The sequence below is a fragment of the Thiohalomonas denitrificans genome (assembly GCF_900102855.1).
Taxonomy (GTDB): domain Bacteria; phylum Pseudomonadota; class Gammaproteobacteria; order Thiohalomonadales; family Thiohalomonadaceae; genus Thiohalomonas; species Thiohalomonas denitrificans.
The window spans coordinates 212,646-237,854 of the sequence record NZ_FMWD01000005.1 but is presented as its reverse complement, the minus strand read 5'-3'; the positions used below and the strand labels follow the sequence as shown (position 1 = coordinate 237,854).

General features: G+C 57.7%; 25 protein-coding genes and 1 pseudogene. 17 read left to right on the top strand and 9 right to left on the bottom strand.

Annotation, left to right across the window (positions count from 1 at the left end; all coding sequences use genetic code 11):
• The first annotated feature begins 60 nt into the window (after positions 1–60).
• The 15 genes and pseudogenes from BLP65_RS09655 to cysG all read left to right on the top strand — a co-directional run bounded on the left by BLP65_RS09655 (position 61) and on the right by cysG (position 12,989).
• Positions 61–648, top strand: a complete 588-nt coding sequence (locus tag BLP65_RS09655; RefSeq protein ID WP_092996040.1) for an HPF/RaiA family ribosome-associated protein — start codon at positions 61–63, stop codon at positions 646–648.
• A gap of 197 nt (positions 649–845) precedes the next feature.
• Positions 846–1,223 (top strand): fluoride efflux transporter CrcB, encoded by a 378-nt coding sequence (crcB, locus tag BLP65_RS09650; RefSeq protein ID WP_175452513.1) that lies wholly within the window; start codon positions 846–848, stop codon positions 1,221–1,223.
• Positions 1,220–1,525, top strand: a complete 306-nt coding sequence (locus BLP65_RS09645; protein WP_092996037.1) for a DUF190 domain-containing protein — start codon at positions 1,220–1,222, stop codon at positions 1,523–1,525. Before crcB ends, BLP65_RS09645 begins: the two co-directional genes overlap by 4 nt.
• 149 nt (positions 1,526–1,674) lie before the next feature.
• The gene (gene serS, locus BLP65_RS09640; protein ID WP_092996034.1) at positions 1,675–2,958 is read left to right on the top strand and encodes a serine--tRNA ligase; all 1,284 of its coding nucleotides are present in this window, start codon (positions 1,675–1,677) and stop codon (positions 2,956–2,958) included.
• 451 nt (positions 2,959–3,409) lie between these two features.
• Entirely contained in the window at positions 3,410–4,357 is a 948-nt protein-coding gene (locus tag BLP65_RS09635; RefSeq protein WP_139181469.1) for a carboxypeptidase regulatory-like domain-containing protein, read from the top strand.
• 170 nt (positions 4,358–4,527) lie between these two features.
• Entirely contained in the window at positions 4,528–4,662 is a 135-nt protein-coding gene (locus BLP65_RS16710; RefSeq protein ID WP_139181468.1) for a nucleotidyltransferase domain-containing protein, read from the top strand.
• Between the two features lie 78 nt (positions 4,663–4,740).
• The gene (locus BLP65_RS16705; RefSeq protein WP_139181467.1) at positions 4,741–4,926 is read left to right on the top strand and encodes a hypothetical protein; all 186 of its coding nucleotides are present in this window, start codon (positions 4,741–4,743) and stop codon (positions 4,924–4,926) included.
• Positions 4,927–4,980: 54 nt separating this feature from the next.
• Positions 4,981–5,694, top strand: a complete 714-nt coding sequence (locus tag BLP65_RS09625; RefSeq protein ID WP_092996025.1) for a hypothetical protein — start codon at positions 4,981–4,983, stop codon at positions 5,692–5,694.
• Positions 5,691–6,626 (top strand): carboxypeptidase-like regulatory domain-containing protein, encoded by a 936-nt coding sequence (locus BLP65_RS09620; RefSeq protein ID WP_092996022.1) that lies wholly within the window; start codon positions 5,691–5,693, stop codon positions 6,624–6,626. Before BLP65_RS09625 ends, BLP65_RS09620 begins: the two co-directional genes overlap by 4 nt.
• Positions 6,627–6,795: 169 nt before the next feature.
• Entirely contained in the window at positions 6,796–7,698 is a 903-nt protein-coding gene (locus BLP65_RS16920) for a hypothetical protein (RefSeq protein ID WP_175452512.1), read from the top strand.
• Positions 7,699–7,709: 11 nt separating this feature from the next.
• Positions 7,710–8,630 carry an Ig-like domain-containing protein gene (locus BLP65_RS09610; protein ID WP_139181466.1) on the top strand — a complete coding sequence of 307 codons (921 nt, stop codon included), beginning with the start codon at positions 7,710–7,712 and terminating at the stop codon, positions 8,628–8,630.
• A gap of 137 nt (positions 8,631–8,767) precedes the next feature.
• Positions 8,768–9,453, top strand: a pseudogene (locus BLP65_RS17415) (transposase).
• Between the two features lie 100 nt (positions 9,454–9,553).
• Positions 9,554–10,450, top strand: coding sequence for a hypothetical protein (locus BLP65_RS09600; protein ID WP_092996014.1), 897 nt, complete (start codon positions 9,554–9,556; stop codon positions 10,448–10,450).
• A gap of 16 nt (positions 10,451–10,466) precedes the next feature.
• Positions 10,467–10,970 carry a hypothetical protein gene (locus BLP65_RS09595; protein WP_092996011.1) on the top strand — a complete coding sequence of 168 codons (504 nt, stop codon included), beginning with the start codon at positions 10,467–10,469 and terminating at the stop codon, positions 10,968–10,970.
• A gap of 588 nt (positions 10,971–11,558) precedes the next feature.
• A complete protein-coding gene (gene cysG, locus BLP65_RS09590; RefSeq protein ID WP_092996008.1) occupies positions 11,559–12,989 on the top strand; it encodes a siroheme synthase CysG in 1,431 nt (476 codons plus the stop codon).
• 103 nt (positions 12,990–13,092) lie between these two features.
• On the opposite strand, the gene BLP65_RS09585 is transcribed toward cysG, so the two are convergent.
• Positions 13,093–13,560 carry a rhodanese-like domain-containing protein gene (locus BLP65_RS09585; RefSeq protein ID WP_092996005.1) on the bottom strand — a complete coding sequence of 156 codons (468 nt, stop codon included), beginning with the start codon at positions 13,558–13,560 and terminating at the stop codon, positions 13,093–13,095.
• Between the two features lie 126 nt (positions 13,561–13,686).
• On the opposite strand from BLP65_RS09585, the gene BLP65_RS09580 reads away from it, so the two are divergent.
• Both BLP65_RS09580 and BLP65_RS09575 read left to right on the top strand, forming a co-directional pair.
• Entirely contained in the window at positions 13,687–14,076 is a 390-nt protein-coding gene (locus tag BLP65_RS09580; protein WP_092996002.1) for a S24 family peptidase, read from the top strand.
• Positions 14,077–14,335: 259 nt separating this feature from the next.
• Positions 14,336–15,643, top strand: coding sequence for a DEAD/DEAH box helicase (locus tag BLP65_RS09575; protein WP_092995999.1), 1,308 nt, complete (start codon positions 14,336–14,338; stop codon positions 15,641–15,643).
• A gap of 144 nt (positions 15,644–15,787) precedes the next feature.
• On the opposite strand, the gene BLP65_RS09570 is transcribed toward BLP65_RS09575, so the two are convergent.
• From BLP65_RS09570 to BLP65_RS09535, 8 genes are all read right to left on the bottom strand, one after another.
• The gene (locus BLP65_RS09570; RefSeq protein ID WP_092995996.1) at positions 15,788–16,447 is read right to left on the bottom strand and encodes a response regulator; all 660 of its coding nucleotides are present in this window, start codon (positions 16,445–16,447) and stop codon (positions 15,788–15,790) included.
• A 205-nt stretch (positions 16,448–16,652) separates the two neighbouring features.
• A complete protein-coding gene (locus BLP65_RS09565) occupies positions 16,653–18,302 on the bottom strand; it encodes an ATP-binding protein (RefSeq protein ID WP_092995993.1) in 1,650 nt (549 codons plus the stop codon).
• Positions 18,303–18,449: 147 nt separating this feature from the next.
• On the bottom strand, positions 18,450–18,764 hold the full coding sequence (locus BLP65_RS09560) for a HesB/IscA family protein (RefSeq protein ID WP_092995990.1): 315 nt from the start codon (positions 18,762–18,764) through the stop codon (positions 18,450–18,452).
• Between the two features lie 144 nt (positions 18,765–18,908).
• Complete coding sequence (locus tag BLP65_RS09555) at positions 18,909–20,297, bottom strand: cobyrinic acid a,c-diamide synthase CobB (protein ID WP_092995987.1); 1,389 nt, start codon at positions 20,295–20,297, stop codon at positions 18,909–18,911.
• Positions 20,298–20,647: 350 nt separating this feature from the next.
• Positions 20,648–21,847 (bottom strand): NrfD/PsrC family molybdoenzyme membrane anchor subunit, encoded by a 1,200-nt coding sequence (gene nrfD / locus BLP65_RS09550; protein WP_092995985.1) that lies wholly within the window; start codon positions 21,845–21,847, stop codon positions 20,648–20,650.
• A gap of 92 nt (positions 21,848–21,939) precedes the next feature.
• Positions 21,940–22,692 (bottom strand): sulfate reduction electron transfer complex DsrMKJOP subunit DsrO, encoded by a 753-nt coding sequence (dsrO, locus tag BLP65_RS09545; RefSeq protein WP_092995982.1) that lies wholly within the window; start codon positions 22,690–22,692, stop codon positions 21,940–21,942.
• Entirely contained in the window at positions 22,689–23,186 is a 498-nt protein-coding gene (locus tag BLP65_RS09540; protein WP_175452511.1) for a hypothetical protein, read from the bottom strand. Before BLP65_RS09540 ends, dsrO begins: the two co-directional genes overlap by 4 nt.
• A 10-nt stretch (positions 23,187–23,196) precedes the next feature.
• Complete coding sequence (locus BLP65_RS09535) at positions 23,197–25,170, bottom strand: NAD(P)-binding protein (RefSeq protein ID WP_092995979.1); 1,974 nt, start codon at positions 25,168–25,170, stop codon at positions 23,197–23,199.
• Positions 25,171–25,209 lie beyond the last annotated feature (39 nt).

Sequence of the window (25,209 nt, the reverse complement as noted above, 5' to 3'; positions counted from 1 at the left end):
CAATGGAAGTGCCCTATAATTGGAGGAAACTCCGACAGCCCCATTCAGGGAGGAGGCGTCATGCAATTGCCGTTGGAAATCACGTTTCGCGATATGGAACCGTCTCCGGCCATCGAGCAGCGCATACGGCAAAAGGCGTCCAAGCTGGACCGCTACTTTGATCGGGTGATGAGTTGCCGGGTGATGGTGGAGGCACCCCATCGCCACAAGCACAAGGGCAAGTTGTATCACGTGCGGGTCGATGTGACAGTCCCCGATGGGGAGCTGGTCGCGAGCCGCAGCCCGGACGAGCATCACCGTCATACCGATATGAATGCGGTGATTCGGGACGCCTTCGACGCCATCTACAAGCAACTGGATGGCTACGTGGGCCGGTTACGCAATGACGTCAAGCTGCATGAGCCGCCACCCCACGGTCGTGTGACGGAACTGTTTGACGATCACGGCACTATCGACGCGGCTGATGGAAGGCTGATCTATTTCCATCGCAATTCGGTCGTGGATGATGCCTTCGAGCATCTGAAGGTGGGGTCCGAGGTATGGTTTGCCGAAGAAAAGGGCGAAGAGGGACCCCAGGCCTCCACCGTGCATGTGCTGGACCACCACCACATCTACGAAGATCCCACCCACAAGCACCCGAATCTCTAACCACGGGGTGCACGGGAGAACACGGGGAAATTACTGATACCACAGAGGTAAAAATAGTAGTCCTCTGTGACCTCTGTGGTTAAAATTCTTTGACTCCGTGTGCCCCGTAGCCCCCCGCGGTTAGCATCGCCCCTCGCCTTCTATCTCGTATCTCCTATCGGTTAGAATGACTGCTTTGTCGTCAGGTGGGCTGAACGATGTTGCAGGCGCTTGCCATCGCCGGCGGCGGTGCTATCGGGGCACTGCTGCGGTTCTGGGTATCCGGATGGGTCTATAATGCCGTTGGGCGCGGTTTCCCGTGGGGCACGCTGGCCGTCAATATCATCGGTTCCCTGGCCATGGGATGGTGCTTTATCTGGCTGGTGGAGCGCTCGGTGCTGGCGCCGGAGTGGCGAGCCTTCCTCATGGTCGGGATTCTGGGGGCCTTCACCACCTTCTCCACCTTTTCCATCGAGACCATCCACCTGCTTGAAGGCGGTGAGCCGCTCAAGGCATTCGGCAACGTGGCATTCAGTGCGGTACTCTGCGTCGCAGCCGCCTGGGCAGGGGTATTGGCAGGGAGGCAGTGGCTATGAAGGGTACCGAAGTGACCATCGCACGGATCTATCTCAGCGAGGGCAACAAGCAGGCCGAGGTATTGCTCAAACGGCTGCACGATTGGGAACAGGTTCGCGGCGTCACCATTTTTCGGGGCATTGCCGGATACGGTGAATCCGGAAAAATCCATACCAGTAAATGGGTCGACCTCTCTCTGGACTTGCCGGTAGTGGTGGAGTTTTTCGATACGCCCGAGAAGATGGAGGCCATCATCGACCACCTGGGCGACACCATCAAACCCGGCCACATGCTCACCTGGAACGCCCGGGTCAACGAATAAAAACCATGGGGTGCACGGGGGTTTAAAAACATTCTTTCACCACAGAGGGCACAGAGATCACGGAGGACTACAAAGACCATTTCAACCTCTGTGTCCTCTGTGGTTATCAGTAATTCCCCGTGGTTAAACCAAAACAGAAAAGGTAAGAAATGCTGGATCCGAGACTGTTGCGTAGTGAACTGGAAGAAGTCGCCCGGAAGTTGAAGGGCCGGGGCTTCGAACTGGATACCGATGCCATCGCTGGTCTGGAGACGGAGCGCAAGGCGATCCAGACAAGGACCCAGGAACTCCAGAACGAGCGCAACCAGAGCTCCAAAGCCATTGGTCAGGCGAAGGCCGAAGGAAAGGATATTCAGCCGCTGCTGGATGCGGTAGCCGATCTGGGCGACAAGCTGAAATCGGCCGAGTCGCGTCTTTCGGAGATACAGCAGGAGCTCGACGGCATCCTCATGGGAGTGCCGAACCTGCCCGACGAGTCGGTGCCCGAGGGGCGCAGTGAAGAGGACAACGTCGAGGTCCGCCGCTGGGGGCAGCCGCGCGAGTTCGGATTTGAGCCAAAGGACCATGTGGATGTGGGTCATGCCCTGGGCCAGATGGACTCCGACACCGCCGCCAAGCTGACCGGTTCCCGCTTTACGGTGATGACCGGACCCCTGGCTCGCCTGCATCGGGCGCTGATTCAGTTCATGCTCGACCTGCAGACGGGCGAGCACGGTTATCGCGAGACCTACGTCCCCTACATGGTCAATGCCGACAGCCTGCGCGGTACCGGCCAGCTGCCCAAGTTTGAAGAGGAGCTGTTCAAACTGGAGGGTGATTTCGGCTATTACCTGATTCCGACCGCTGAGGTTCCAGTCACCAACATGGTCCGGGACCAGATCCTGGCCGCCGACGAATTGCCGCTCAAGTTCGCCTGCCATACCCCCTGTTTCCGCTCGGAGGCGGGCTCCTACGGCAAGGATACTCGCGGCATGATCCGTCAGCATCAGTTTGAAAAGGTCGAACTGGTTCAGATTGTCCGTCCCGATCGTTCGTTCGAGACCCTGGAGGAACTGACCAGCCATGCCGAAGAGGTCCTCAAGCGCCTCGAGCTGCCGTATCGCATGATGAACCTCTGCGCCGGCGATATCGGCTTCTCCGCGGCCAAGACTTATGACCTGGAGGTCTGGCTGCCGGGCCAGGGCAAATATCGCGAGATCTCCTCCTGCTCCAACTTCCTCGACTTCCAGGCCCGCCGCATGCAGGCCCGCTGGCGCAATCCCGGGGAGAAAAAGCCGCAGCTGGTGCACACCGTGAACGGTTCCGGCCTCGCCGTCGGCCGCGCCCTGGTAGCCGTTATGGAGAACTACCAGGATGAAGGCGGTCGCGTAGCCATCCCCGCTGCCCTCCAGCCCTACATGGGCGGCGCCAGCCATATTGAACCGAATCGTTAACAGTTGTCCCTGATGGCTACCGCGGCTTTGGTGGACTCTGTTGGGCTTATACGTACGTGGAGAGCCTTGCTCCCGATCCTGTCAGCCCAATTCAGAAATGTTCTCTTATAAGCATTTCAGAAGCGCCCCCTTCTGGAAGCGTGCCTACCGCTGACCGATCTGTGCCGGGTGCTTTGACCAAGCGTCTCTAAGGAAATCCCCAAAGGCAGCGATTCGCTGCTTATCGCTTCCTTGATGGGGCATCCGCACGGCGGCTGGGGCTCTAACGAAGCCTATGACGGGCGGAGTGGGGTGGCTTGGCTCTACCGGGAGACCTTCCGCCTTGAGCCGCGAGCGAACGATTAGATGAACCTGGTGGCGAAGATTGGTGGCACAGCGCCTTCCGTGCGGTGGCGTTGACCTATACGCAGGCCACGTGGGTTAAGATGATCACGGTTGGGGGATTGAATACATGCGTGGATTGTTGATGGTTTTGGTGCTGGTTGCATCGCCAGCAAGTGCTGTATTGACGCCGCAAGTAGAGTTGGACGTTACGGTGGTCGACGAAGATGGAGTTCCGGTAGAGGGTGTCTCAGTACGGGGTGACTTTTTGGGCGTGGTTTCCGGGGATGGCCATGTCGAGCGACAAGTCACGGATGAAAAAGGCTATGTCAAACTACTTGGGCGGTCGTTTTTTCCGGTACGGGTGAAGGCAGGCAAGATTGGGTATTACCGAAGCAGGGTGGAAGTGAATACGCGGGAAGTAGTCAATGGTAAAGAGGTTTTTCGTGACCGAGAAGTGACCATAATGCTCCGTGAAAAGCGCAATCCAATACCGCTGTACGCCATCAAGTATTCGGGAGAGATTCCCGTGGCCGAGGAGTGGGTGGGGTTTGATCTGCAAAAGGCTGACTGGGTTTCCCCCCATGGAAAGGGTGTCTCGTCGGATTTTCTGTTTCGTTATGAGGGTGAGTTTGCAGGCATCAATGATGCACATGGAGAACTAAAGTTGCGATATCCCAATGAAGATGACGGGATGCAACAGATCACTCGTTTGTACTCGAATAGCAGTTTCAAAACACCTTATGAGGCGCCTGTCAGCGGATATTCGTCGAAAGCGATGAAGTGGTTCCAGGCGATTGGCTATGACATGGACCGGCGATTAGTCCCCAACGAAGCGAAAACCTACTTCCTTCGTATCCGAACGATCTCCTCGGAAGAAGGAGAAATCGAAAGTGCTCTCTATGGCAAGCTATATGGCGACATTCAGTACTCCCTGAGGAGTCTCCGTGGCGGGGTATCGAGCATTAAATTTATGTATTATCTGAATCCGACCCCCAATGACCGAAACTTAGAATTCGCCGTCGGGGAAAATCTTTTCAAAGACCTCAAGCATGAACAGCAGGTAAGAGAGCCTTAACGGCTTTCGCAACCGATGTTTTTCATCTTGCCGAGAAGGCAAGTTGTACGCTACAAAGGCCCTGATTGCCCAAAAATAGAAGCACATGAAGCCCCCTTTCCCACCTGTCCATCCGTAAACAGGAAGACCTGCAGCGCCTCGTCACTCTCATCCGCGAGGGCTGCCCAGCGGTGCAGTTCGTCATCCTTTTCGGTTCCTATGCCCGTGGGGACTGGAAGGAGGCGGCGGCCCTGAAGCCCGACCGGTGCTTGGGTCACGCCTCGGACTACGACATCCTGGCGGTCACGGAGGAGTTCGAGCCGTGAGATGCACTGGAGTGGCAGCCATACGCCTTCATCACCGGGCACAAGCTGCGCGAGCGGCTGAGCTTTGTCTCCGGCGATGTGACCGTTGCCGCCCATAGCCTCGGGAACATGGTCGCCTCCAGTGCCATCGCCAAAGCGGACTTTCCCGCGACCCGTTACTACATGATCAATGCCGCCGTTCCGATTGAGGCCTACGCCCATTCGCAAGCCAATGGACGGGACGGTAACGAAATGGTTGGGTTGATGACCGAAGATAGCTGGTAGCCGTACCGCGGCTTGGATGGCTCAGATAAGCTCTTCGCTGACAAGTGGCACACGTTGTTTACCGATGCCCGGCAGGCCCTCACCTGGGGTAATCGCTTCCGAGGTGCATTGGGGACGGAGACCTACAACTTCTACTCCAGCGGCGAGGACGTGGTCGAAAACCCCAACCCCAGTGAAAACGTCAACAGCAACGTCTGGGATGTGATTATTAAAGTGTTCACTTTTGACAACCAAAAAGGTCGGCACACGTGGGTGGCGCAGGAAATCGCCAAAGGCAGTGATTCGCTGCTTATCGCTCCCTTGATGGGGCATCAGCACGGCGGCTGGGGCTACAACGGAGCCTATGACGGGCAGAGTGGAGTGCTTTCGCTCGACAAAGAGACCTTCCGCCTTGAGCCGTTTTTCAGCCGGTTCGAGCCGGACGATGCGGTTTTCAGTTACACCGGCGATGTCCTCTTTGCTTCGGACCAGGACAGCGCGGCCGATACTGAAGCGGCCAAGCTGCACACACAGTTCAAGCTCTTGGCAGAAGCCATTCCGGCGAGATCGTTTGCGGCGGCGGCTAATCCCTTGGAGCCCTTGGATACCTTCGGGGAGAATAATTTCGACATGATGGGCTTCAAAAACCAAGGGCGCTGGACGACTGAGCGCCCGGTGGAATCCAATGGGATCCGTGCTTGGTGGCACAGTGACTTCCGGGCTGTGGCTTTAACCTATACGAGCCCGATGTGGGAGAAGATGATCGCCCTTGGAGGGCTTGGCGAATGAGATGGTTTGCGTTATTTCTGCTGCTTTTTCTTGAACCGGTTTGGGCATTTACAGCTCCGGTGGTGAGGATTGAGGTCACGGTGACAGACGAATCGGGAGCGCCTGTGCCGGATGCCAGGGTGGGGGCTGTCTATTACGGTGCCACAGATCACTATACCGATGTTGAATTGACTGACGAAAAAGGAATAGCTGTCGTTTCGGGGCGAACCGTCTATGCGGTGCCGTTTTCGGTATCGAAGCTGGGGTATTACCCCGGAGGAAAAAAAATAATGCCGCCGGCGGACGAAACAGAAGCGGGACCAAAAAAAGTTGCCGTAGTTCTGCGTAAAAAGCGCAACCTGATACCTCTGTACGCGATCAAGTATTCAGGCGAAATCCCCATCGCCGAGGAGTGGATTGGATTTGATTTGGAGAAGGCTGATTGGGTCTCTCCCTATGGGAAGGGTGTAATAACTGATTTTGAATTGATGTATGAAGGATACATGCGGAGCTTTTGGGATGCGAAAGGAACCTTGAAGCTGCGTTTTTCCAGTCAAGGTGACGGATTGATTGACGTGTCAGAGCAGGTATATGCAGCAAGCCGGATGAGGCTCTCGCACTTGGCCCCTCAGAGGGGTTATTCGGATGCCGAGAAGTGGTGGGCATTGGCTATGTCTGAAGACGTAGACGAAGAGCACAAACCGTCCCGACGAAAGCACTATTTCTTGAGAGTGCGCTCACGCACCAATGATGCCGGCGAGCTTGTCAGTGCTAATTATACGAAAATATACGGTGACATACGTTTCTTCTTTAAAACGAAAAAAGGAGGCGCTGCTGGTGTGGCGTTCGACTATTACTTCAATCCAACGCCTAATGATCGGAACTTGGAGTTTGCCGTCGGCAGAAATCTATTCGAAAACTTGGAGCATGAGCAGCAGGTAAGGGAGCCTTGATGGTTTCCGCTACCGGTGCGTTTTACCCAATCTTGCCGACAGAGCGAACAGTTACGCCTTAAATCGAAGCTAGCTGCCAGAAAATAGAAGCACATGCATCCATAGCCTCGGGAACATGGTCGCCTCTAGCGCCATCGCCAATGCGGACTTTCCCGCGACCCGTTACTACATGATCAATGCCGCCGTTCCGATTGAGGCCTACGCCAGCGATCAGTCCCATGGGTGGGACGGAGTGGAGATGCTTGGTCGCATGACAGAAGATTCCTGGAAGTCCTATCGGGAGCTGGACGGTTCGGACAAGCTCTTTGCGGACGGCTGGCATAACCTGTTTACCGATTCGCGCAAATCATTGACCTGGGCCGACCGGTTCCGGAGTGTGTTGGGCACCAAGACCTACAACTTCTACTCCAGCGGCGAAGATGTGGTCGAAAACCCCAACCCCAATGAAACCGTCAGCAGCAGCATCTGGGATGTGATTATTAAAGTGTTCACTTTTAACAACCAAAAAGGTCGGCACAGCTGGGTGGCGCAGGAGATTGCCAAGGGGAGTTCTTCACTGTTCATCTTTACTTCGATGGGTAGCCAGCACGGCGGCTGGGGATACAATCAGGCCCATGGCGAGACCTTGGTAGACCCCCCGTACTGGTTGCCGCTCGGTCCGCAAAAGGCGATTGAACTGACCGAGTCTGACCTGCGCATGGAGCCGTTTTTCAAACGGTTTGAGCAGGAGGATTCGCTCGTCGAGGACTTTGATGGTGATGTCCTGCTCGCTCCAAATGGAGATGCCGGGGCGGACGAGTTCGCGAAAGACGAAAAGGTGCAGTTCAAGATGCTGGCGGAGGCGGTTCCTGCAAGGTCGTTTGCGGCGGCGGCAAATCCGGTGGAGGAGGTAGAGGTTCTCGGAAATAACTTTGACATGATGGATATGAAAAACGATCGCTGGACAACGGAACGTCCAGCAGAAGCTAACGGCATAAGGCCTTGGTGGCACAGTGACTTTCGTGTGGTGGCTTTGAATTATACCAATCCGATGTGGAAAAAGATGATTGCCGTTGGGAGGCTGGACCGATGAGGTGGTTCGCGTTGCTGCTGTTGCTGGTGGTTTCATCATCCTTTGCGTTTTCCCCACCTTTGACGAACATTAAAGTGAAAGTTGTGGATGAGTCCGGGGTGCCGGTATCCGATGCAAGGGTTGGGGCAACATATTACGGTGCAATCGACTTTGACTCGGATGTGGAAATTACCGATGAGGAAGGCGTCGCTACCGTATCAGGCCGGTCGGTGTATGCGGTACCTTTTTCGGTGTCAAAGCCGGGTTATTACCCCGGCGGGAAAAAGGTGATGCCATGGGAGGCGGTCAATGGTAAAGAGGTGTTTCGTGACCGAGAAGTGACCATAATGCTCCGTGAAAAGCGCAATCCAATACCGTTGTACGCCATCAAGTATTCGGGCGAAATCCCCGTCGCCGAGAAGTGGATTGGTTTTGATTTGCAAAAGGCCGATTGGGTGTCTCCTTATGGAAATGGTGTTATTGGCGATTTTCTGTTTCGTTACGAAGGGGCCTTTCGAAACATTGATGACGCTTATGGGGAACTTAGAGTACGTTTTTCCAACGAAGATGATGGAGCGAAAACGATAAAGTACATTTATCCAGACAGCCTCTTCAAGGTGCCCTATGAAGCGCCAGTGCTGGGTTACGATATAAAAGAAAAGCTGTGGAAGCAGGGGTTCGGGCTAAAAAGGGCTGTAAAGCCGAGTCGGATTAAAAAGTACTTTTTTCGGATCCGGACCACTCAAGATGAAGATGGTAACGTGGGAAATGCCTTGTATGGAAAAATGTATGGAGATGTGCGCTTTTCGCTTCGGAGCGTTCGAGGAGGCGTTTCCCGTGTTGAGTTTACGTATTATCTCAACAGTGTAGAGAATGACCGAAATCTGGAATTTGCGTTAGGTCAGAGTCTGTTTGGTGATTTGGGAAATGATAATCAAGTTAGGGAGCCATAATGTTAACTCCCGGATCTCAGGGGGCTGGCTCACTGTAAGCGATTAGCGAAACCCGTCCGAGTTCCGGGGACAGTATATCTATATCCATACAACCTCCCGCCGTGGCATGTTGAACCGAGCCGACAAGGAGATGAATTATGGCCTGGATAGGCTGCGTCTCAGTCCCGGATGCCCCCCACCATGTCACCCAACGCGGTAATCGCCGCCAGAAGACGTTTTTCCGTGAGGACGATTATCGCTACTACATCGGACTCATGGCTGAGTTTAGCGCTGAGCTGAAACGGAAGTCTGGGCCTACTGCCTGATGCCGGACCATGTCCAGCCCTGTACTGGTGCCGAAGCACGAGGATGGATTGTGTGCAGCGATTGGGGAGACACACCGCCGCTACACCCCGCCGTATCAACTTTCGCAGTAGCTGGCGCGGAATCTGTGGCAAGAGCGCTTTTATTCGTTCGTTATGGACGAATCGTATCTGTTATCCACTGTTCGCTATATCGAACTCAACCCCGTGAAGGAAAAGCTATGCGAACACCCGGCCGACTGGAAGTGGTCGAGCGCCTTGGCGCACCTGCTGGGCAAAGACGACTCTTTGGTGAGAGTAAAGCCGATGCTGGATAGAATATCCGATTGGCCGACTCACATAGGGACGATGGAGAAATCATCGAACGGCACACGAGAACGGGAAGGCCGCTCGGCAATAAGGCGTTCGCCAGGCATCTAGAGGTCATCACTGGCAGGTCGCTGGCCGCTAAATCACCGGGTCCGAGAGCCGCAAAGGGAGATAGGTATACTGTCCCCGGAACCCACGGGAGTGGCTGTTAGGGACTGGAAAAAGCATTCTTACTGAGCAGCTTGATGAATCGCAGATTGACGAGTTCATCCGTAACGATGTGGTGTTTGACCAGGGGTAATGAGGGCAGGCATGAGTGAACGTGATTTCAGTGCATGGCGGGTTGAGGACAAGACGTGGATGGCTGAGCGAAAGCGAGGCTGGAAGGGGGTGCAGAAGCGGCTTCGGAAGAACCTGCTCATCACCGGCAAGGACGAGCTGACACTGCTTAAAAGCTACTATTTGACGGGGGCGGCGCCGGCAGAGTGGGAAGAGGAGCTTTCCGACATTGAAAACTATGCGGATACTCGCCCCATCATGGCGGAAGAAACCCTGATGGAGGGTATGCTATACGAATGTTGGCTGAGTGCTGACACCAGTGAACGTGCATGGGACGCGATTAAAGCGTCCTACCAAGCGGGTAGTGACTTTGATTTTTTTTGGGAAGAAGCCCGCCGCAGTCTCCGCCTTCAGGTGCTGCGGGGCTATCCTGACGAGGGTTCCCTGTTCGATGGGCTGGACGAGCGCCTCTACCGGTTCTTCGGCCCGACAAGGTTTCGGCGGGAAGATTTTCCTGAACTGGGCGAGCCCATGTACCTTGCACGTGCGGCAAGTTCTTACGGAAAAATCGACGCTTCGATCGTCGACTTCCTCGCCCGCGACACGCCAAACCCGCATCACATGGTGCAGTATATGGTCAGAGAGTGGGGTGATACCTTGGCTCCAACACAAACACATTTCCGCGACGCGGCAAAAGAGGATGAACGTTTCCGAGGGTATGTTCTTCCATTGACGAAACCCGCAAAGTGGTCCCGTTACCGCCTGCAATGCGCGTCCCAAAGTCTCCCCGAGCAGGTGGCCGTTGCCCGTGAAGTGGAAGCCGTGTTGGCGGAGGTCCGTGCCGAACTGCCGCCGGAAGTGGTCGAGGTTATCGACCGCGGCCACGAGGAAGGCGACGCCCTGGCCCGGGAGACTGGGTGCACTGACTGAGCAAGAGAATAACATCATGGCACATGCCACCCCCTTTGTTCTTTACGCCCGTTTTTCCAACACCTCATCACTGGAGCGCTTCCTGTTTTTTCTTGAGGAGGACACTCGACCGAGCTTCCCTGATGAGGTTGAGCCCGATGAAGTCCGGTGGGTGGAGCATTTCGAATTCCTTGCCTATCCGTGGGAGCTGACACGGCTGGATAACGCCGTGTTGGTGGAGTTTGGCGACCCTCACGAGGAGGAGGATCTGCATGACGACATCGCGCCCATGATGGAGGGTGCCGCGGGACTTGGGGCTGACCAAGTGCTGGTGTACTGGTCCTATGAGGGAGAAGGTGTGTTCGAACGGTGGTCCGATGGAGCGAATGAGATTCTCTGGGCCATGGACGACGATGAGGCCGAGGAAGACGGCGTGGGAAGACCGGACCTCTTGGATGAACCGCTACGGGAACAGTTGCGGGACGTACTGGAGGACGCACCGGGGAAGGCGTTACTTAGGATGGCGCAGGCGCTCAGTTGAGCGCTCGCACCTGAGTAGGGTCACGCGTCGGCCTGTCCCCGGCTTCACCTTCTCCTACTCCACCCCCCGTCTATCTCACCCTGCAGTACCGGCGCTTCAACCCCCACGGCTCGGGGAACCTGCCCTACACCCTGTGGCGCCCGGGGTACGACTTCTGTAACGGTCTGGGGATCTACAGCGCCACCACCGCCGCCATCGTGGCCAGCACCGCCACGCCGATAAAATACTACTCCGACTTCCCCGTGGACCTGATGGTCCTCTCTGGCAAGGCACGCATCGCCGGCCCCGACGGCAGCGCCAGGACCCGGAGAAGGCGTTCCGAAGGTTCCATTGGCAGCCAAATGGGCGGACAATGGCTCTTATTTCCGGGTGTTTTGGATAGGTTGGGCTTCACCCATTGAACTCCAATGACGGGCTAAAGCCCGACCTACAGGAGGATCTGGTGGTCCGATGGTGTAGATCGGGCTTTAGCCCGTCGTCCGGTCGGCGCGGCCTTTGTACGTCGGGCGCCTATCTCCAAAGGGGGGCTGGGTTATCCCCGGTCAGTCGCTAAACTGTTCCGCATATTAGCCTTTTTGAATATTTGATATGGATCTGCTACCGGTTTTCATGAATATCCGCGACCGCCGGGCCCTGGTGGTCGGCGGCGGTGAAGTGGCAGCGCGCAAAGCCGGCGTGTTGCTGGAGGCGGGCGCCAAGGTCACGGTGGTGGCCCCCGAACTGACCGATACCTTGAACGACCAGGTGGAAGAGGGTCGTATCGACTACCGGCCGGGCCGTTTCGAGGAGTCCGATCTGGACGGTATCATGCTGGTGATCGCGGCGACGGATGACCAGGCGGTCAACCGCGAGGTCTCGGAATGCGCCCAGACGCGGAGTATTCCGGTGAACGTGGTGGACAATCCGGAGCTGTGCAGCTTTGTGATGCCCTCGATTATCGATCGCTCGCCGGTACAGATCGCCGTTTCCACCGGAGGCGCATCGCCGGTGTTGGCGCGCATGCTGCGGGCCAAGCTGGAGTCGGCCATTCCCATCGCCTATGGCCGGCTGGCGGGCATGCTTGAGCGCTTCCGCGATCCGGTCAAGGCACGTTTTTCGACCGTCAATGCGCGTCGCAATTTCTGGGAAGGCATCCTCGAGGGACGGGTCGCCGAACTCGTTTTTGCCGGCAAGGATCAGGAGGCGGAACAGGCGCTGGAGCAGGCGATTGTCGAGGGCGAGGACCGGGAGGTAGGTGAAGTCTATCTGATCGGTGGTGGTCCCGGTGACCCGGACCTGTTGACGTTTCGCGCGCTGCGGCTGATGCAGCAGGCGGATGTAATCGTTCACGATCGCCTGATCTCCAAGGAGGTGTTGGACCTCTCGCGTCGGGACGCTGAACGCATCTACGTAGGCAAGGAGCGGGATAATCACTCCGTGCCGCAGGATCAGATCAACCAACTGCTGGTGGACCTCGCCAAGCAGGGCAAGCGCGTCTGTCGCTTGAAAGGCGGCGACCCGTTTGTGTTCGGCCGGGGCGGCGAGGAGATCGAGACGCTTACGGCTGAGGGGGTCAATTTCCAGGTGGTTCCGGGTATTACTGCGGCCCTGGGAACGTCTGCCTACGCCGGCATTCCGCTTACGCACCGCGATTACTCACAGGCAGCGGTATTCGTCACCGGACATCTGAAAGACGGCTCCATGAATCTCAACTGGTCGGCACTGGCACAGCCCAACCAGACCGTGGTTTTTTACATGGGGTTGAAGGGGCTGCCGGTGATCTGCAGCAAGCTCATGGAAAACGGTATGGACGGGGAGACGCCGATCGCACTGGTCCAGCAGGCGACCACCCCCAGACAGCGGGTCTTTACCGGTACACTGAATACCATGCCCGACGTCATCCAGAATAGCGACATCAAGCCACCGACGCTGATCATCGTCGGCAATGTGGTGAAGCTGCACGAAAAGCTGGGTTGGTTCCGATCGGAAGAGATGAGACGCCGTGGTGAAACAGCTCAGAAAGGCGTTACTGCTGAATAAAGCGAAAACGGCTTAAGCCACAGAGACCACCGAGCTCACCGAGAACTACTTAAAAATCTGTTCTTGCTCTGTGCCCTCTGTGTCCTCTGTGGCAAAAAGCCGTTCAGGACTTGGGCCGCTGCTGTTCCGGTTTGACCTTTGGTGTGAAGTATTCGTCGGCGTCGTCGATATCCACCGGGTTGCCGTCTTTGTCCTCCAGCGGCTGTTCGTAGTCGTTCCAGCCGCGAACACCGGTCTTCAGGGAATACACGTTCTTGTAGCCCATGCGCTGCATGGTATAGGCGGCCAGTACGCTGCGGTTGCCGGATCGGCAGACCACGACCACCTCGCGGTCCCGGGCCTGAACCAGCTCCGGGATGGTCTCCTCGTAGTCCCACTCACAGGAGGCTTCGAGAATACCCCGAGGCGCATTGATAGAGCCGCTGATATGCATGGCGTCGAACTCGTAGGGTTCACGCACGTCCAACACCAGGAGGTCGGGTTTTTCCTCCAGGCGGTCGACGAGGTCCCAGGGAAACAATTCCTCGACTTCGGAAACGTGCTCTGCAATCAGGTCGGTAAAGGTTTTCATGTCCGTAGGCCTTAAGGGTCTTTCGGAAACGGCGGATTTTACGTGCTTTGACCGGTGAGCTCAAAGAGAAGTCCATGAGTCCACTCGGCTAGCTGAAAAGGCCAGCCTGGCAAAACGGAGTGAGATATGGCAGTCGAGAAATTCATTCCCATCAAGTCGGTAGACGAGCCCGAGATTGATGAGCGTCTCGAGGCGTTCAGCACTCCTTGCGAAGGCAAGGAACCGTACGTGTTGATGGTCCTCGGTGACTCGATGGCACCCGAGTTCCAGGAGGGTGACGTGGTGGTGATCGAGCCACACAATCTGGTCAAAGACGGCTCCTATGTGGTCGCCCTGCACAATGAAGAGTATATCTTCCGCAAGCTGCGTATGGTCGCCGACGACCGGCTTTATCTGGAAGCGGAAAACCACGCCTACCCGGCTCATCAGCTGGAGAGCCTGGATCAAGTCAAGGGCGTTATCACCCAGCGCAAACGTCCGGGGGGCGGCCGGAAGAACATGAAAAATTACACCTGAAGCAGGGTTTTCGCGGTTTTTTCACGGTTTTTCCTGGCTGCCGCCGAATTCGATCTTCAGCCCCGTAGGTATACTTTCTCTGTCATTACTGTATAGTGCCCCGTAGTCGCCGCACATCCGGTCAGCGTTGCGACGCTCGCGGTCGATCCCCCGATTAAACCTCGAAGCACACCCCATTCGATTTGCCTGGACCGGGCCGGTGAGGAGCCTGTCGGCTCTTGTCACGCGGTTGGCCCAACCCAAGAGTTTTCATTCCAATATGTCATTTGATTCGCTCGGCCTTTCGGCCGAATTGCTTAGTGCCGTGGCCGATCAGGGCTACAGTGAACCCACTCCCGTGCAGCGCCAGGCCATCCCGATCATTCTGGAAGGCCACGATATTATGGCCGGTGCGCAGACCGGTACCGGCAAAACAGCCGGTTTCACCCTGCCGCTGCTACAGCGGCTTTCCACTTCCCACGGAAAAAAGAAACGGGCCGTACGTGCTCTGATCCTGACGCCGACCCGCGAACTGGCGGCTCAGGTGAGTGAGAGTGTCGAGACCTATGGGAAACATCTGTCCCTGAAGAGCGCGGCGGTCTTCGGCGGCGTCAGCATCAATCCGCAGATTCAGAAACTGCGGCGCGGTGTCGATATCCTGATTGCCACCCCGGGACGCCTGCTCGACCATGTGGGACAGGGCACGGTGGATCTCTCCGCACTGGAGGTGCTGGTCCTGGACGAGGCCGATCGGATGCTCGACATGGGGTTCATCCACGATATTCGCCGAGTGCTGAAGTTGCTCCCGACGCAGCGGCAGAATCTGATGTTTTCCGCCACCTTCTCCGACGAGATCAAAAGGCTGGCAAACGGCATCCTTAGTCAGCCGAAACTCATCGAGGCCGGCGGGCGCAACACCGCCTCCGAACAGGTGGAGCAGGTCGTGCATCCGGTGGATCGCCACCGCAAGCGGGAATTGCTCTCTTTCCTGATTGGCTCCCGGGATTGGCGCCAGGTGCTGGTCTTCACCCGTACCAAGCATGGTGCCAACCGGTTGGCCGGTCAGCTGGAGAAGGATGGAATCAGTGCGGCCGCAATCCACGGCAACAAGAGCCAGGGAGCACGTACCAGGGCCCTGGCGGACTTCAAGAAGGGTGCGGTCAGGGTACTCGTGGCTACCGATATCGCGGCACGCGGTCTGGACATCGACCAGCTGCCGCACGTAGTCAACTTCGAGTTGCCGAATGTCTCGGAAGATTACGTGCACCGGATCGGCCGTACCGGCCGTGCCGGCAGGGAAGGGGAGGCCGCCTCTCTGGTGTGTGTCGACGAGGAGAAGCTGCTGCAGGGCATCGAGCGTCTGTTGAAACGCGACATCCCCAAGGTGGTCATCGAAGGTTACGAGCCGGACCCGAGCATCAAGCCCGAGCCGATTGAAAACGGCCGTCGTGGAAAGGGAGGTGCGGGCCGGTCTGCCGGTCAGGAACGCTCGCAGGCAAACGGAAAGAAGCGCCAGAGCCGTGGCGCCGACCGTAGCGGTGAAAGGACCCGCCGCAAGGGCAGGGCAGGTTCCCGAGTAACGGTTTGACCCGATTTGAACGAGGGCACGCCGTGCGGGGCCGGTTACGGGTCCGCACGGTTTGTGCTTGAGGTCATCTATCGCATGCAGCCCTGCATGCGTCTCCATCCCTTAATCTGCCAGTCGCTTCCGTACAAGCTCGGCGCGAATCGGTTACTCCTTTGGGCAGAGACTCTGCTCTACGGCCATCACAGCTGCTTCGACTCGGGAATGGACGTCCAGCTTGCGCAAGATGGCCTTGACGTGAAGCTTGACGGTGCCGTCGGAGATACCCAGGTTGCGGGCGATGACTTTGTTGCTCTGACCTTCGGCGAGCAAACAGAGGATCTCTTTCTCCCGCGGAGTGAGTTCGTCGAAGGGATTGGCTTCCGTCTTCGGGGCTTCCACAGTCAGGCCGCCGTCGCCCTGAACGACCCGGGCAAGTACGCCCGCCAGTTCGGGGGCGACGATGGTCTTGCCACCGACGATTTCGCGGAGGGCTTCGACCAGCTCTGTCGGCTCCATATCTTTCAGCAGATAACCCTGGGCGCCATTGCGCAGGCACTCTACCAGGTCCTCCTCTTCGTTGGAGGTGGTCAGCATGACGATGGGCATGGTCAGTCCTTCGCGGCGCAGGGCGTTCAGCACCTCGAGTCCGTTCATGTCGGGCATGCGCATGTCCAGAAGAATGATCTCGGGCTGCAATTCCTTTGCCTTTTCCAGACCTTCGCGCCCGTCACCCACCGCGGCGGCTACATCGATGCCATGACGTTCGAGTAGCGTTTCAAGACCGCTACGGAAAAGGGTGTGGTCGTCAATCAACAAGACACGCATGGGGTCTCTCAATCCAGTTAAAGGACAGTCTCCTGGGGACGACTTGTCCGGAAAACGTGTCGCCGTAGCGTTCGAAATACGGTTCCCGTGTTCCAGGTCGTTGATTTTTGGCTATGCACTTGCGTCGGGCCGCGACAGTTGTTGCCAATCCAACTTCTTCGAGCTGTATTTGTTCTTTTGTGCGTTCTTTGGAATTTTTCGATCACTAAATCAGGGCAAATCGCTGATTGTGACGGTCAGTATTCGGATCCGGATGACGGAAGCTGAGCTGTACTCGTGTGCCTTCACTCTCTTCGGATTCGATACGCAATTCACCACCCAGGTAGCGGGCCCGCTCCTGCATGATCGACAGTCCGATGTGTTCGCCCGGGTGTCCGGTGAAGGCGGGGCGACTCATGCCCACGCCGTCATCTTCTACCAGTACGTGGTACTGGCCTTCGTTATTACACTTGAGCATTACCCGCACTGTATGGGCGCGACTGTGCTTGCGAATGTTGGCGAGTGCCTCCTGGACGATTCGCAGCACCTGCATCTCCATATTGCCGGGAAGACGGGTGGACTCCCACTCCTTTTGCAGCAGGATATGCATGCCGGTCTGCTTGCGGAAGGTGCCGATCAGGTCTTCCAGAGCCGGCAACAGGCCGCGGGCATTCATGGGGGCGCGGAAGTGTGCCAACAGCTCCCGAAGCTCCGTGTACGCTTCATCCAGGCCGCCCTTGATTTGCTGGATTTCCGAGTGGATGTCTTCCATGCTCTGCTGGTCGACGGTCTCATCCAGCATCGAGGTCTGGAAGCGCAGGGAGGCCAGCGTCTGGGCCAGGGAGTCGTGCAGCTCATGGGCTAGGGCATTTCGCTCCTGCATGATCGACAGTCGCTTGGCTTCATTGTCGAGGTGAGCCTTTTCGATGGCCATGCCCAGGTGCCTGCCGATGCTGGTGAACAGCGCCTTGACCTCGTCGCGGGCCTCGAATTCGGCGCGGTTGACGAACAGGTTATAGACGCCGAGATTTTTACCCCGGTACTGTAGCGGAACGGCAATCATTTCCAGGGACGTGTCTTCCAGCATGGGGCGCCCGACGAACTGGGTACACGGTTTCAAGTCCTGCTGAAACAGGACTTCACCCTCGGACAGGGCGCTCCCGCACAGGCAGCGTTGAACCGGGACCATGCGTTCGCGTTCCACTATTTCGTCATCGAGGCCGATGGACGCGACCAGCTCCATCTGATTGTTGTCCGTCAGCAGGCGTACGGTACCAGCGTGGGCATTTACGATGTCCCGCATGGTGTACAGAAAACGGGTCAGGAGATCCTTCAGGTCCCGGGAGGCGTTGAGGCTGGCCGCCACGTCATAGAGAACCTGTAGCGAGTTGGTTTTCTGGGCGATGCGTTCTGTTTGGCGGCGAACCTCTTCGTCCAGGTTGTGCGAGAGTGTCTCCAGAAACTGACCAATCGCATTGAGATCGTGCGAGAGGCCGTCGAACTCATCATTGCCGTGTTCCGTCAGACGGGCTTCGTGATCACCGCTACGTATGCGTGCCACCCAATCCTTGAGACGCCAGACGGGTGTCAGCACATGCCCGTAGAGGGCTTTGAAGAGGAAGTAGACAAGCCCCAGCCCGCTAGCGGTGAAGAGGAGTAGTGCGGTGAACAGGGTATCGGTGTAAGCGGGATAATGGGCGAGCAGGACGCCGGTTATCCCCATCAGCGGTATAAGCAGCCCGATACCGGCCAGCGGCAGCACAAACCGCTTGTATTTCAGCAAACGGAATCCCTCCCGTCGCTGAGCCGCCGCCTTGTCGTGGGCGGCAACGGGGTCAAAGCGGCCGGCATCGCCGATATCTCGCGCCTGTGTCATCGTTATAATATGGACAGGGTTGGTCTGTGTAAGTTGCGCCGAATAACCAGCTCATATTACCACAGAGCCCCCATCCCCGGAGACTGTTTCGGGATAAGACCTGGATCGATGCACGAGGGTGCTCTCCTGTCACCCTCGGTGTGCCACTTACACTTCCTTGGGCGGTACAAAGCTCGCGTCATTGGGGTTCATGACGATGAGGCGATGCTCGCCCGGCTCGATCTCGACGAAATCAATGGTGGCGCCCGACAACAGGGGACCGTACTCCGGGGCCATCACTACTTCGATACCTTCGCAGTTGAAGACCATGTCCTCATCGTTGGATTCGTCAAAGCCGATACCGTAATCCATGCTGCCATCCGGTTTTTTCCTGGCGGCGATACGCAGGGACAGTGTCTTGGCATCCACCTGTTCCGCCGAGTTGCGGACCTGTTCGGCAGCCGCGGCAGTCAGTTTTATCATTCGGTTCCTCCTGTTAATTAAATCTCTGCTTGAACCACGGCGAGCACAGAGGAGACTTCGGATACGAGATTCGAGGGGCGAGATTCAAATGCCTGCCGGACGTCCACGTCTCAACCTCGTACGTTTTGTCTTGCACCCTGTCAATCACTCTGTGTTCTCTGTGGTTTCCCGTTTTGTCTTCACCCCCCGGATGAAATCGACGAAGCGGCGGGTCCAGTGATGCTCTTCGACATCCTGCAGGTGAACATAGTTGGCCAGCAGGTTGCGATAAACAAATCCATCGTGGTGCCCGTCGATGCCTGCTCCGCGGGTTACTTCATAAGCATAGGTAAGGCCTGGAGCGAGATTCTCAAGTGACGAGTAGTGAAACTCATGGGCGTGCAACGCTGCGGGAGCATTGGGCCATCGCTCCCGACCGGTCGTCTGCAGACGCACATAGCCCCGCCCGACCGGCTTTTCATGCATCACCGCATCCGCCGGCATTACCCCCGCCATTTCGGCTGCCTCGCCTCGCCAGCGGATGGAGCGACAGAGATACATGAGTCCCCCGCATTCGGCGTAGACCGGCATATCCGCCTCGATGGCATCTCTTATGGCATCCCGCATCGATTGATTGGCGGAGAGTTCGGCGAGGTGGGTTTCCGGAAAGCCCCCGCCGATAAAAAGCCCGTCCACCTGCGGCAAGACACTGTCCCGAACTGGGCTGAACGGCACAAGTGCCGCTCCCGCTTCCCGCAAGCGTTCCAGGTCCCGGGGATAATAGAATCCGAAGGCACCATCCTTGGCGACGCCGATACGCACATCGGGTTTCGGGATACCGGGACGGGGCAAAACGGGACCGGGCGGCAATGTGCCCTGTTCGGCCAAGGCGAGGAGTAGCCCCAGATCGACCTGCTGCTCCACCCGATCGGCAATACGGGCCAAAATGCGGTCGGCAGTGGATGCCTCGTTGCTGGGTACCAGGCCCAGGTGGCGCTCGTCAATGGCCAGAGCCGGGTCCCGATGAACCGCTCCAACGACCGGGATATCCAGATAGTGCCCAATCACCTCACGTAACCGTTTCTCGTGCCGGTCGCCGGCCACATTGTTCAACAGGATGCCGGCGAAGTGCACCTTGGGCTCGAATTCCAGGAAACCGCGAATTAGCGGGACGATGCTGCGAGTGGCGCCTTTGACATTGACCACCAGCAGCACCGGTGCCCCAAGCAGAGCCGCCAATGCGGCATTGCTATGGGCCCCCGCCACATCGAGACTGTCATAGAGCCCCATATTACCCTCGACCAGGCTGATGGTCGCAGGTTCCGAATAGCTCCGGAACGTACCGAGGATTTCCTTCCGGTCCATGGTGTTGAAATCGAGGGTGTAACAGGGGCGGCCAGCCGCCCGGCCCAGCCACATCGGATCGATGTAGTCGGGTCCCTTCTTGAAAGGTTGTACCACCAAGCCGCGGCGGGCGAGGGCGGCACACAGCCCGAGGGTCAGGGTCGTCTTCCCGGAAGACTTGGATGGAGCGCCAATCAGTAGATGAGCCATGACGAGTTACCAGTGGCTAATTGCGAGTCGCTAGTCGCTAGTTGCGAGTGGCTAGTGTACGAGTGGCTAGTTGCGAGTGGCTAGTAATTAGCGACCCGTTACCAGCGACTCTCTGGTTGTTCCTATCTCCCAGCCATCTCGTCGGCGCTTTCGCGGTTGTCCGCAGGGCCATCAGACCGTAGTTCCTGCTACCGAAGCGGAGTCGTATTCGTGTTACGTGGTCGGCGGGAAACGGATAGGTTGCAGGGCGATGGTATTTCTCGCATCTTTCATCTCGAAACTCGCAGCTTAGATACACGAACACCGATGTCCCTTGCGGGAACATCGGTGTTGTGCCGGGATCGTTTTGATCAGGCTGCGTGCGGATCCGTTTCACCATCCGCCAGGCTGGCGGGGAGGGCGCGCAGGTGCCGTACTGCGATAGTGACAGCTACCAGGGCGATCGCGAAGCCGGCGATACCCAACAGGACTTCAGGCAAAGTCGGGCTGTAGCTGGCGATCATGCCGTCCCCGAATGAGCTCGACCCCTCATACCCCGGGAACGTCTTCATCGGGTAGGCCTGACCGCCGATGAGGAGCACATACAGCTGCGAGAGTCCGCCGAGGATGACCAGTACCGAGGCGATGGAGATCCAGCCGCGAGAGTTACCCGTGGGACCGTAGAGAATCGCCAGGGGCACCAGGGAACCCAGCAGGATCTGGCCAACCCAGAACAGCATGGTGTAGATACCGCCGCTGGTCAGGATGAAGCTTTCGACGCCATGATGCTCGGTGGCATACAAGTTGGCGAGGTGATAGACCAGCACAAAGTAGAGAACACCTGCAACGAACACACCCAGCAGGTTTTTGAGGCGATTCACCACATAGTCGCCCAGCGGGCGACCGGTCATGCGGTAGGAGGTGAACAGCACCAGCATGAAGATGGCCAGACCGAACGAGAACGACATTACCACGAACATCGGCGCCATCAGGGCCGCATCATAGGCCTCACGCGCCACCAGGAAACCGAAGATGGAGCCGGTACCGGTGGTGAGGAGCAGGCGCCAGACAAAAGCGAATGTCCCCACGGATTTGCTGTACTTGTTGAAGCGCTTCTCCAGCATCATCCACAGGTAGACGGCAACGATGGCCATGAACCCGGTGTAGAGGATGATATTCCAGGCGAAGATCGACTTGAAGTTGTAGTTGGTCATCGCCACGATCAGCCGATCGGGCCGGCCCAGATCGAGGACCAGCACCGCCAGGCCGCCTACCAGCAGCGCAACGGCGAGAATGCCGGACAGCGGGGCCAACGGCTTGTACATCTTCTTACCGAAGACGGAGCCGATGGAGGCCACGTTCAGGGCCCCGGAGGCGGCGACGATCAGGAAGATGGCAAAGACGTGCGGGGTACCCCAGACCACGCTGTTGTTCATCCCGGTGACCCAGTGGCCGTTGTGCTCCATGTAATACATGGAGGCGAGACCGGCCAGGATTACCACACCAAAGCCGGCGAGCAGGGCCCAAAAGCCCTTTCCTCCCTCAATCTGCGTGTAGAGCGTTTTCTTCATGCCTGTCATCCGATTTTGATTCGGTGGTCACCACAGAGAACACGACGGGTCATGTGCTCTCTGCGCCCTCTGTGGCTTTGTCGTTCGTCCGATCAGATACCGCGGTAGCGAACGCCGGGATTCAGACCCAGATCCTCGCGAACTGCGGTGGAATCGTACCGGGTCAGAGCCTGCGCGATGGCGCTGTCGGGGTCGTTCAGGTCGCCAAACAGGATGGCCTGCTCCGGACACTCCTCCACACAGGCCGGCTCGCGACCTTCGTCGACCCGGTGCGCACACATGGTACAGCTCTCGACAGTGCCCTTGCCGCGCGGCATATGGGGCTCCTGATCCGTCAGTGTTTCATGTATGAAGGAGCGTGCCTTATAGGGGCACGCCATCATGCAATAGCGGCAGCCGATACAGCGGTGACGGTCCACCAGGACGATACCGTCTGCGCGCTTCATGGAAGCGTTGGTCGGACAAACATCGACACATGGCGGATTTTCACAGTGCTGGCACATCATCGGCAGGGAATGGGTCTTGCCCGTCCCCTTGTGGCGCAGTTCGACCTTTCGGATCCACTGCGCCTTCTGCTCGGGGCTCGAATTGGGCTCACCCTCGTCCCATCCGTTTTCCTTGCCACAGGCGGTGACGCACGCGTCACATCCCGTTGCACACTTATTGCTGTCCACCAGCATGCCCCAGCGGCGGGCGCTGTTCGCGGGCTGGTCGGCGGGGCGGTCGGGGACCGACGCCTCGGAGAGGCCATACACGACCACACCGGGTGCGATCGTCAGGCCGGCAGCCAGCTTTGCGCCGTTACCGAGGAATTCACGGCGTTCGAGATTCGTGTCTTCGCTCATTGAATTGCACCTGTCCTCTTCTTGGCGTGGCTTTCGGCGAACTTGTTGAGCAGCTCGCCGGAGCTTTCCGCTACGCCCTTGATCGCCTTCATGCCCGGGGTGACAAGTGGATGAAAACTGGTCGTTTCCTTGGGCTGGGTCGCGTGGCATTGGAAACAATCAATGGTCACGCCGGTGTATTCGTGGCAGGCCATGCAGAAGTGCTCGCCGCTATCCTGTGGCGCCTGAGGGCTATCCTCGGGCGCTACATGACACTCCAGGCACTGTTTGAGGCTGTACTGCTTGGTGCGAATCCCTTCTCGCAGAGCCTCATCGCGGTGGTGGTCGAGATAGTCCATATGGTTACGGCGCATGTCGGACGTGGGCTCAACGCACTCCTCGCCCTTGACCGCCTTCGGCACCTTCGGCCCGGCCCCATCACCCGCCAGGGCGGACGCTGACAAGGTCAGCGCCAGCACGGCGGGCACCATCTGCAGAAGCTTGCTGATACGCATGATGACCCTCTTATTCACCCATGCCCATATCGATGTAGCCGGTCGGGCAGACGTCGGCGCAGATATGGCAACCGATGCACTTGTCGTAGTCGGTATAGACGTAGCGACCCATGGTGCGCTGGTTGGCCGGCACCTTCTTGACGGCTTCCTGCGGACAGAACACCACACAGTTATCGCACTCGAAGCACATGCCGCAGCTCATGCAGCGCTTGGCTTCGTCGATCGCTTCCTCTTCGGCCAACGGCTGGAGACGCTCTTCGAAGTGACCGAGAACCTCCTCGGAGGTAACCTCGATGCTCTTGCGCTTGTGCCGCGGCGTATAGTCGAAGTGTCCCAGGAAGAGCTCATCGGCCGGGATGATTTCGTTCTGCGAGCGGTCTTCGTAGTTATGTACCGCGTATCCGGCTTCGGAGGTACCGCGCAGGCCGACATCAATATCCTTGGTGGTGAGGTCGGTTTTCGGCTCGGCCTGGAAGTGCTCCGGCTGCAGACCCGTTTCCATCAGCTTGTTCATGAGATCGAAGTGATGCACGTCCACCCTCGGACGTTTCACCAGCTGCTCATGTTTCAGATAGTGATCGATGCTCTCGCAGGCGATGGAGGCCTGGCCGATGGCAGTGGTCAGCAGGTGCGGACGCACGATATCGCCGCAAACGAAGTAGCCCGGCTTGTTCGGAACCTGGAAGTGCTTGTCCGCGTCCATCAGGCCGTGATCGTTGGCGAGGCCTTCCATGCCTTCCCAGTCACCGGTCTGACCAATGGCAGCGACGATGAGTTCGGCTTCGATGTCCTCGAATTCACCTTCAATGGGGGTTTTCCCATCGGCTTCCAGTTTCTGGACCCGCAGCGCCTTGGCGCGGCCGTCCTCACCCTTGATGACTTCGGCCGGGTTCAATTGACCGCGAATGCTGACACCTTCGCGGGTGGCATCCTCGATTTCATGCTCGGCAGCCGGCATTTTCTCGACCGGAGAGCGGGAGATCAGCATGACATCCGCACCGGTGCGGTTCGCCACCATGGCCGCATCGTGAGCGGTCTGGTTGATGATGACGTGCTCCGGGCGATCTTTTTCGTTCTCGACCGAGATATGACCCAGACGGCGGGCGACAGATGCCACGTCGATGGAGGTATCACCACCACCAATGACCACGACCCGGCCGGATACAGCCTTCAGGCGGTCTTCGTTGAAGGCAGCCAGGAAGGCGACGCCGCTGATGCAGTTGACGGCATCGGCACCGGGGATCGGCAGCGGACGGCCCGACTGGGCGCCCATGGCGAACAGAACGGCATCGTACTCTTTCTCGACATCATCCAGCTTGACGTCCACACCGATTTTGGTGCCGGTCTTCACTTCGACACCCATCTCGACGATACGGTTGATTTCACCATCAAGGACATCACGCGGAGTACGGTAGCCGGGGATGCCGTAGCGCATCATGCCGCCGAGCAGGTCATAGGCTTCGAAGATGGTCACGGCGTGACCCTTGCGACGCAGCTGGTAGGCCGCGGCGAGTCCGGCCGGGCCGCCGCCGATGACGGCGATCTTCTTGCCGGTGTCTTCCCCGACTTCGAATTTGTACCCTTCTCTCAGCGCCGTATCGCCAATGTACTGTTCGACCGAATTGATACCGACGTGATCTTCAACCATGTTGCGGTTGCAGCCATCCTCACAGGGGGCGGGGCAGACACGACCCATGATGGAGGGAAACGGGTTGGCATCGGTGTTACGACGGAATGCATACTCCGGCATCGTCATTTCGCCGGCAGGCTTCTCGATGCCGCGGACGATATCCAGCCAGCCGCGAACGTCGTGGCCGGAGGGGCAACTGCCCTGGCACGGCGGGGTCCGGTGAACGTAGGTCGGGCACTTGTGAGTCCAGCTTGCTTGGAAGATCTCCTGGTTCAACGGCCCATGTTTGTCGTCACCGTCCTGGTAGCGGCGGTAGGTAAAATCTTTTTTCATATCGTCACTAGAAGTCGCCATGTCTAGTCTCCTATGCCATTAACCTAGCTTCGCAGGTGA

Coding starts and splice junctions, on each gene's coding strand:
- BLP65_RS09655 (WP_092996040.1), top strand. CDS start 61: ATGCAATTGCCGTTGGAAATCACGTTTCGCGATATGGAACCGTCTCCG.
- crcB (WP_175452513.1), top strand. CDS start 846: ATGTTGCAGGCGCTTGCCATCGCCGGCGGCGGTGCTATCGGGGCACTG.
- BLP65_RS09645 (WP_092996037.1), top strand. CDS start 1,220: ATGAAGGGTACCGAAGTGACCATCGCACGGATCTATCTCAGCGAGGGC.
- serS (WP_092996034.1), top strand. CDS start 1,675: ATGCTGGATCCGAGACTGTTGCGTAGTGAACTGGAAGAAGTCGCCCGG.
- BLP65_RS09635 (WP_139181469.1), top strand. CDS start 3,410: ATGCGTGGATTGTTGATGGTTTTGGTGCTGGTTGCATCGCCAGCAAGT.
- BLP65_RS09620 (WP_092996022.1), top strand. CDS start 5,691: ATGAGATGGTTTGCGTTATTTCTGCTGCTTTTTCTTGAACCGGTTTGG.
- BLP65_RS16920 (WP_175452512.1), top strand. CDS start 6,796: ATGATCAATGCCGCCGTTCCGATTGAGGCCTACGCCAGCGATCAGTCC.
- BLP65_RS09600 (WP_092996014.1), top strand. CDS start 9,554: ATGAGTGAACGTGATTTCAGTGCATGGCGGGTTGAGGACAAGACGTGG.
- BLP65_RS09595 (WP_092996011.1), top strand. CDS start 10,467: ATGGCACATGCCACCCCCTTTGTTCTTTACGCCCGTTTTTCCAACACC.
- cysG (WP_092996008.1), top strand. CDS start 11,559: ATGGATCTGCTACCGGTTTTCATGAATATCCGCGACCGCCGGGCCCTG.
- BLP65_RS09585 (WP_092996005.1), bottom strand. CDS start 13,560: ATGAAAACCTTTACCGACCTGATTGCAGAGCACGTTTCCGAAGTCGAG.
- BLP65_RS09580 (WP_092996002.1), top strand. CDS start 13,687: ATGGCAGTCGAGAAATTCATTCCCATCAAGTCGGTAGACGAGCCCGAG.
- BLP65_RS09575 (WP_092995999.1), top strand. CDS start 14,336: ATGTCATTTGATTCGCTCGGCCTTTCGGCCGAATTGCTTAGTGCCGTG.
- BLP65_RS09570 (WP_092995996.1), bottom strand. CDS start 16,447: ATGCGTGTCTTGTTGATTGACGACCACACCCTTTTCCGTAGCGGTCTT.
- BLP65_RS09565 (WP_092995993.1), bottom strand. CDS start 18,302: ATGACACAGGCGCGAGATATCGGCGATGCCGGCCGCTTTGACCCCGTT.
- BLP65_RS09560 (WP_092995990.1), bottom strand. CDS start 18,764: ATGATAAAACTGACTGCCGCGGCTGCCGAACAGGTCCGCAACTCGGCG.
- BLP65_RS09555 (WP_092995987.1), bottom strand. CDS start 20,297: ATGGCTCATCTACTGATTGGCGCTCCATCCAAGTCTTCCGGGAAGACG.
- nrfD (WP_092995985.1), bottom strand. CDS start 21,847: ATGAAGAAAACGCTCTACACGCAGATTGAGGGAGGAAAGGGCTTTTGG.
- dsrO (WP_092995982.1), bottom strand. CDS start 22,692: ATGAGCGAAGACACGAATCTCGAACGCCGTGAATTCCTCGGTAACGGC.
- BLP65_RS09540 (WP_175452511.1), bottom strand. CDS start 23,186: ATGCGTATCAGCAAGCTTCTGCAGATGGTGCCCGCCGTGCTGGCGCTG.
- BLP65_RS09535 (WP_092995979.1), bottom strand. CDS start 25,170: ATGGCGACTTCTAGTGACGATATGAAAAAAGATTTTACCTACCGCCGC.